General features: G+C 68.4%; 5 protein-coding genes. All 5 read right to left on the reverse strand.

Annotated elements, in window-relative coordinates; genetic code table 11:
- The coding region (locus AB4Y86_RS13550; protein WP_441402734.1) for a dioxygenase family protein at window positions 1-268 on the reverse strand (268 nt) is incomplete at its 3' end.
- A gap of 117 nt (window positions 269-385) precedes the next feature.
- Window positions 386-514, reverse strand: a complete 129-nt coding sequence (locus AB4Y86_RS13555; RefSeq protein WP_441402735.1) for a hypothetical protein — start codon at window positions 512-514, stop codon at window positions 386-388.
- Window positions 515-619: 105 nt separating this feature from the next.
- Window positions 620-1,705: an NAD-dependent epimerase/dehydratase family protein gene (locus tag AB4Y86_RS13560; protein ID WP_441402736.1), complete on the reverse strand. Its 1,086-nt coding sequence runs from the start codon at window positions 1,703-1,705 to the stop codon at window positions 620-622.
- The gene (locus tag AB4Y86_RS13565; RefSeq protein ID WP_441402737.1) at window positions 1,702-2,580 is read right to left on the reverse strand and encodes an MTAP family purine nucleoside phosphorylase; all 879 of its coding nucleotides are present in this window, start codon (window positions 2,578-2,580) and stop codon (window positions 1,702-1,704) included. The genes AB4Y86_RS13560 and AB4Y86_RS13565 overlap by 4 nt, the downstream gene beginning before the upstream one ends.
- A 29-nt stretch (window positions 2,581-2,609) precedes the next feature.
- A partial coding sequence (locus tag AB4Y86_RS13570) for a glycosyltransferase 87 family protein (RefSeq protein ID WP_441402738.1) occupies window positions 2,610-4,085 on the reverse strand: 1,476 nt, incomplete at its 5' end.

Genomic DNA, 4,085 nt, shown 5'->3' on the forward strand with positions numbered 1-4,085 from the left:
TGACGGGAGCCTGCGGAGCGTCGTAGGTGACGTCGTAGTACTTCTGCGGGAAGCCGCCGAAGTCGTAGACCAGCCCCGGGTTCCGCCCGGTGGCGCTGAGCGTGACGGGCGCGTTTTCCCAGTGGGCGGACACCATCAGGATGTCTTTGGGCTTGTCGAAGGTCCCGGACCAGTCGTTGAGTTGGCGGGTCCAGGTGGCGTCGTCCGCCAGCGGGGGCGCACCATGGCTGAGGAAGAGTACCGGCGGCCGATCGAGTGTCTGTGTCATGACATCAGCGTAACGGATTTTACTTGAAGGTTCAAGCTCTTTTCTTTGATTCCTCTTGCCCGGCGACGACGAAGCGCACCGCGGACCGACTCCGGCCCGCGGTGCGTGTGCATCGCTTCATTCCGGGGACGTCAAGGGCCTCGTGACCTGGATCGATGTGCCCGGCATCATCAGGTGAGGGTGGCCCACCATGAGCCCGACGGCCTGGTCGATAGTCTCGGCATCGAGGATGGAGTACCCGCCCATCCCCGAGCCCGCCGCGGATGTCCCCGACGGCGTGATGTCGCGCCCGATTCCCAGGGGGTTCCCATATCGGTGAGGTGCTCCCCGGTCCGAGCCGCCGCCGGGGTGTCAGCCGCGCTCCGAGCCGCGCAGCGGCGCAGTGGCGAATTCCCGCATGCCGTCGTCGAACCCGATCATGGCTGACCAGCCCAGCTCGCCCCTGATCCGCTCCGATGACGCGGTGATGTGCCGGATGTCGCCGGCACGGTAGCGGCCGGTGACCACCGGAGCCGGACCGCCGCTGAACGCGCTGAGGGCAGCGGCTACCTGGCCGATGGTGTGAACGGCATCAGCGCCGACGTTATAGGCCCGGAAGTGCCAGCGGTCCGAGCGGGATTGGGTGCCGGATTGAGGGCCGAGGGCTTCGGCGGCGAGGATGTTGGCGGCAGCCACGTCCCTGACGTGGACGAAGCTGCGGCGCTGGGCGCCGTCCTCGAAGACCTGCGGCGCCTCGCCCCGGGCCAGGGCAGAGCGGAACAGTGATGCCACCCCGGCATACGGGGTGTCACGCGGCATCCGGGGCCCATAGACGTTGTGGTACCGCAGTGCGATCGCCACGCCTCCAACCTCCCGCGCCCAGGCAGACGCAAGGTGCTCCTGGCTCAACTTGGAGGCGGCATAGACGCTGCGCGGATCCAGCCGGGCCTCCTCGGTGAGGAGCGCCGGGGTCAGGATCGATCCGGTGTCCGGGCTGCGCGGGTCAAAGACGCCCCCGCGCAGGTCCTTCTCGGTCCGCGGGCCGGGCCGGACCGGCAGTCCGGAATCCGGGTCCGTGTAGGCGCCCTCGCCGTAGACCACCATCGAGGAGGCCAGCACGAAGCGGAGGATCCGATGCTCTTCCATGGCCGCAAGCAGAACCGCCGTCGCGTAGTCGTTGTTGCGGACGTAGTCCGGCGCGTCGGCAAAACTGACCCCCAGCCCCACCTTCGCGCTCTGGTGGCTGACGACGTCGATTCTATCCAAGGCGGCGCGCATGATCACAGGATCCGCGACGTCGCCGGTGAGAAGCTCCACCCGTGGGTCAAATCTGGGCGGAACCGGGTGCGTGCTGGGATCCAGGGAGTCCAGGACCCGCACCCGCCAGCCCTTCGCCAGGGCGGCATCAACGATGTGCGAGCCGATGAAGCCTGCCCCGCCGGTGACGAGGAGCCTCACCGTTGCTCCCGCGCACCTGCAGCAGGATAAGCCATGATCCGGTTCACCGCGGCAGGGTCCATCAGCCGGGCCGGAGTGTAGTCGTCCCCAATTGTCCCGACTGCTGCTGCCAGCACTGCCAGAATGGCTGGTTGGGCGTTTTTGAGCCGGTCAAATACGGCGTCGGCGGTGACCGGGTCCGAGCCGTCGTGGCCGGTGTCCGAATCGGTGATGTAGGCCAGGGTGGCGTAACCCATGTTCAGTTCGGCGGCCAGGACTGGCTCCGGGTATTGGGTCATGTTGATGATGTCGGCGCCGGCGGCCGCATAGCTGGCGGATTCCGCCCGGGTCGAGAAACGCGGCCCGTTGATGACCACCACCGTCCCTGCCGGTGCGTGCGCCAGCTGCAGGTCCGCGAGCGCCGCGGACAAGCGTCTGCGCAGTCCGGAGCAGAAGGGCTCCGACGCCGGCAAGTGCTGCACTCCTGCCGGTTCAGCGCCTGCGGGCGCCGTGCCGTCGAAGAACGTGTCAGCCCGTCCCCACGTCCGGTCGATCAGCTGGTCGGGCACCACGAACGTCTCCGGCCGGTACCCGGCCCGCAGCCCGCCCACCGCCGATGAGGAAATAACCGCCTCCACGCCGAGGCTTTTGAGCGCCCACAGGTTGGCGCGGTAGTYGATCGTCTGTGGCGGGAGCGAATGACCGGCGCCGTGCCGGGGCAGGAACGCGACGGCGCGCCCGGCTACCTCGGCCAGCGTGACGGGCCCTGAGGTGGCCCCGTAGGGGGTCCGTATAACGACATGCGCCCGGACGGCGGCTCGCGGGAGCCGGTAGGTTCCCGAACCGCCGATGATTCCGATGCGGGCCCGGGATCCTGCAAGGCCTGTTGCTTCCATAGCGCCCATGATGCCACCCGCCCGGCCCGTCATGTCAGGAGCCCGGTGGCGGCGGAGTCCGGCTGCGGCGTACCGGCAACGGCGTACCGGCTCCGGCGCCGCTGCCAGGCGCCCGCGGCCACGGCAAGCGCGGCGGCAACCAGGACACCTCGTTCCAGGTTCGCCCCGAACGGCGGGACCGTGGGCACCATGTAAAGGACGTCGAGGGCAACGACCACCGTGATGTACTCCCAGCGGCGGCCCAGGACGACGAAAGGGAGCAGCATCAGCGCGTACCAGGGGTAGCCCGGGCTGACGATCAGCAGCGTCAGCCCGATCAGGGTGGCCTGGCGCTGCCAGAGGTTTCCCAAGCTCGTCGAGCGCCAGGTCCACACCCCGACGGCGGCAAGGGCGGCGCCACTGAGCAGCACCGGCCACGGACCTGCCGAGACGAACTGGGCGAGCCCGAACCTGGCGCCACCGCCCTGGCTGTAGCCTTCCTCCTTCAAATACCCGGGCAGGAACCCGAAGACCCCTGCTCCGGCGGCCAGCACATACGGCACGTACACAAGGGCAAAGCTTCCGGCTGCAGACACGACGAAGGCCACCGGGCGCCGGAACAGCAGCGCGGGGGCTGCAATCAGGGGAATGAGCTTCGTGGCTACGGCCGCTCCGAACGCCGCACCGGAACGTAAAGGCTTGCCCCTGACCAGCAGCATGGCCGCCGCCAGCATCAGCGCGYAGGCCAGCACGTCTACGTGCGCATTGTTCACCGCTTCCAGCTGCACCAGGGGACTCCAAGACCAGGCCGCGGCCAGATGCAGGGGTCCCCTGCTCTTGGCCAGGATCGTGAGCAGCATCAGGGTGACGGCCGTGCTGATCAGCCAGCCTCCAAGCTGGAACGGCAGGTAACCGGCTGTGTCCGGGACGGCGGCCCGCACCGCCAGGAAGTAGATCTCGGCCGCGGGAGGGTAGATGGTCGGCACCTGCGGCCGGTTGATCGCCGTACAGAGTGGTTCTCCAGATGGGTAACCGGCAGACGCCACGGATCCCGTGCCGAAGAGGTCCGCCGGGCAGACTGTCTTCCCGTCGTCGCCGGCCGTTCCGGGCCGAAAGAGCCACGCGGGCCGCAGACCGGCGAGGCTTTCATCGGCGGGCACATAGGCGTACGGGGAAATCGCAGCCTTCTGCACGATGCCGTCCCAGGCATACCGCGCCGAGTCGTTGCTAGTCCGCGGCGGTCCGCTCACCGCGGCCACACCCAGCAGCACAGAGCCGGCCAGGATGACGACGACGATCCGCCGGCTCGGCACGTGCCGCAGGGACCTAACGGCCGCGACCAGAACAAGCCAGTAGATGCAGGAACCCACGAGCGGCGCGGGCGCGAAGGAGTTCCCCCGCTCAACCATCCACCACGTCAACGCCGCACACGCAAGCAACAGCAACGCGGCCACCGCATACGGTTTGGCTTTGCAGACTGACGGCTTCGCACGGTACAGGCTCACGTCTTGATCCTGCCCCAGTTC

Source organism: Arthrobacter sp. 2YAF22_2 (assembly GCF_052114645.1).
In the GTDB taxonomy this organism is placed as follows: Bacteria; Actinomycetota; Actinomycetes; order Actinomycetales; family Micrococcaceae; genus Arthrobacter.